The organism is bacterium (assembly GCA_040757115.1).
Classification (GTDB): Bacteria; UBA9089; CG2-30-40-21; order CG2-30-40-21; family SBAY01; genus JBFLXS01.
Genome location: JBFLYA010000373.1, coordinates 1 through 2,599, shown reverse-complemented (window position 1 = coordinate 2,599; position 2,599 = coordinate 1). Strand labels below are relative to the sequence as shown.

The 2,599-nt window shown below is 36.5% G+C and carries 5 protein-coding genes; all 5 read right to left on the bottom strand.

The window, feature by feature from the left end; translation table 11 throughout:
• The coding region (locus AB1422_18795) for an Rpn family recombination-promoting nuclease/putative transposase (GenBank protein MEW6621349.1) at positions 1 to 331 on the bottom strand (331 nt) is incomplete at its 3' end.
• Between the two features lie 719 nt (positions 332 to 1,050).
• The gene (locus tag AB1422_18790) at positions 1,051 to 1,263 is read right to left on the bottom strand and encodes a hypothetical protein (protein MEW6621348.1); all 213 of its coding nucleotides are present in this window, start codon (positions 1,261 to 1,263) and stop codon (positions 1,051 to 1,053) included.
• 20 nt (positions 1,264 to 1,283) lie between these two features.
• Positions 1,284 to 1,394: a hypothetical protein gene (locus AB1422_18785; GenBank protein MEW6621347.1), complete on the bottom strand. Its 111-nt coding sequence runs from the start codon at positions 1,392 to 1,394 to the stop codon at positions 1,284 to 1,286.
• Positions 1,361 to 1,936 carry a hypothetical protein gene (locus AB1422_18780; GenBank protein ID MEW6621346.1) on the bottom strand — a complete coding sequence of 192 codons (576 nt, stop codon included), beginning with the start codon at positions 1,934 to 1,936 and terminating at the stop codon, positions 1,361 to 1,363. The genes AB1422_18785 and AB1422_18780 overlap by 34 nt, the downstream gene beginning before the upstream one ends.
• Before the next feature lie 12 nt (positions 1,937 to 1,948).
• Entirely contained in the window at positions 1,949 to 2,323 is a 375-nt protein-coding gene (locus AB1422_18775) for a hypothetical protein (GenBank protein ID MEW6621345.1), read from the bottom strand.
• Positions 2,324 to 2,599: the final 276 nt, after the last annotated feature.

Here is a 2,599-nt window from a genome sequence, read left to right as displayed (position 1 = left end):
GATAAAATTCATCACCACATAAAAGTTGCGTAGAATATGCCTTCGCCGCATTGTAGAGAATCCTTTTTTCTAATCCTTCATAATTTAATATCTGCATCTCAATAATTACGCCACTACCATCTGATAACATTGCCTTGACATCAACATAGGTATCCTTCATCCCTTTAAGTAACGGTATCTGATATGGGTCAACTATGGTTAAATCTTCAATAATGCTTCCATCTTTGAATTTAACCACTGAGTTTATAAAGTTTATAAGTATATCTTTTGATTGTTTGCTTCCAAATACCTTTTTAAAGGCAAAGTCTGTTTTTACATCTAAAAACTGCATATTTTTATTCCTCCTTGAATTCGTGTTTCGTAATTTGTAGAACGAATAACGAACAATGGTAAGCGTTCAGGGTGTAAGTAAGGGAAAATGGAAAAGTAGGGGGAAAAGGGGAAAAATATTAAAGAATTTCATTTTAAATTTTTGGAGTCCTCAATTCCTGAAGCTGTCAGGAACAGGTTTATTGAAGATTGTGTGCTTTGTCAGTATCACAGAATCGAAGATCAAGCGAAGCGTCTAAATCTGGGACTCCGTTAAAAAAAAAGGAACTTATTTTTGCAAAAACTATAATGCGGGAACGAGCAGAACAACTTTCAAATTCCTATACATAAAAATAAATTTCCCCTTTTTCCATTATTTCCCCTTTTCCCTTCATTAACACCTTGAACGGTTACGAACAATGAATAAAGAATTGAATACAGGTGTCAATTGTTCATTTTTATTATACTCACTTCTTAAGGTATATTTTAGCAAAGATTTCATGCTATGTCAATTAAAATTTTAACCTCTCAGTAATGGGTCAGTGAAATGGGGGATTCTCCTGAAAATAGACTACAGACCATAGACTATAGACCAAGGAACCGATGAAAAGCAAGTTTATTCCCCCTTAACAAAGGGGGGGTAGGGGTTAATGGCACTGACTTAAGCAACGAGACCATTGATATCCCTCCATTCTGCACGAGATATTTTTAACATTGGATAACGTTTTTGGCTACCTTTCTTTAATCTCGGCTCACTTCTATTTGCCGATATCGAACCTCCGAACAACCTATTTTCTCAAGTAATTCCTCATAAAGTAATGGCAACATCCAAAAAGGAGCTACACTTATCTTTATACTATACACTGCTGTTAATCTAATTGCCCCTGAAAAACTGATCCTTCCTACATCCTTTTTATGTTTCTTAGCCGCTCTCAACATTAACCAATGAACCAAATTGTAAGCTATTACCCTCGCTACATCTCCTTATAAATCCCTTCTTTTGTCTTTGACCTTAAAACATCCGCACCCAACCATATCTTTATCTCCTCAATTAATCCCTCCATTTTCCATCTCTTTTTGTACAATAATTTAATCTCCTCTGAAGGATATTTCTTACTATCCAACAAAATGTCATTAACCAAAAACTTTCCTTCTTCCCCTGAATCTTTGCCTCTGTCTTAATTGCTCGGACATTAATTACTTCTGGAAGGGTAGGATCCTTACGACGATATACCTTCGGGATAAGCACCTCTACTATCAAATCATTATTGCCCAAAATATTGACTACTTTTAATGATCCTACCTTTAATCTTGGATGGGCTCTGATGATAAACTCAAGCCCTTTCTGTCTATATTCTACAAATAACTTTGCTCCGGCAAAACGACGATCTCCTACAATTAAATCCCCTGGTAAAAGTTCCTCCATTAACTTCCCAAAAAGAGCATTCTCGCTCGTTCTGTATGAACCTACCTTATGCCCTACCAATCCCATCGTGTTTAACATAAACCCAAATACTACCCTACCTATAGGAAATCGATTCTCTCCATTCTGCAATTCACTCCTCCCAAACTCAGAAACTAATTCCTCTTCATCTCCCATGGATATACAACTTCCATCAATCCCTATTACCCGATGCCCTCACCATAAACTCTTATCCCTGAATTCATCTCCCATATCTCTTCTTACCTTCTTGTCTATCCCTTCCCATACCTTTAATGGTAAGCGTTTCCTTGCTCTGGATAATGCATCTGATCTCCCTGTCTCTCCTATATTATGCCATGCACTCTGAAAACTTCCCTCACGACTTATCCCTGCTCCTATCATGTGAAAAATCGTAACTACAGGTGTTAAAAGCCGTTCTCTAAAATAATACTCACATTCCTTACATATCCCTTCGATTGTTTTGTTCGTTAGTAATTCTCGTATTCCATTTAGCTGAGTGGATACTAATTTTTCTCTTAATGCTTTAAGTTTTCTTCTCCTTTTGTCGATATTACTTTTAGATAGTTTCATCTGAGACCTCCTTTGTCTATTAGGTTAATTTTATCTATTATACTTAATCGACATTTGGAGGTCTTTTATTTAATTTTTTCTTAAGTCAGTGCCGTTGGGTCAGGGGGTTGTATTCCCCTCTTGAGAGGGGTTAGGGGTGTGTTCCCTCCCTATTTTCATCGTCCTCGTATAATATATATTGTTGGTCATTTTGAATGCCACAATCCTAATTCCTTATTAAAGCCCCCAAGATTGGGGGGTGGGGGTTGAAAATAAAATTAAAAAATTAATTATTAG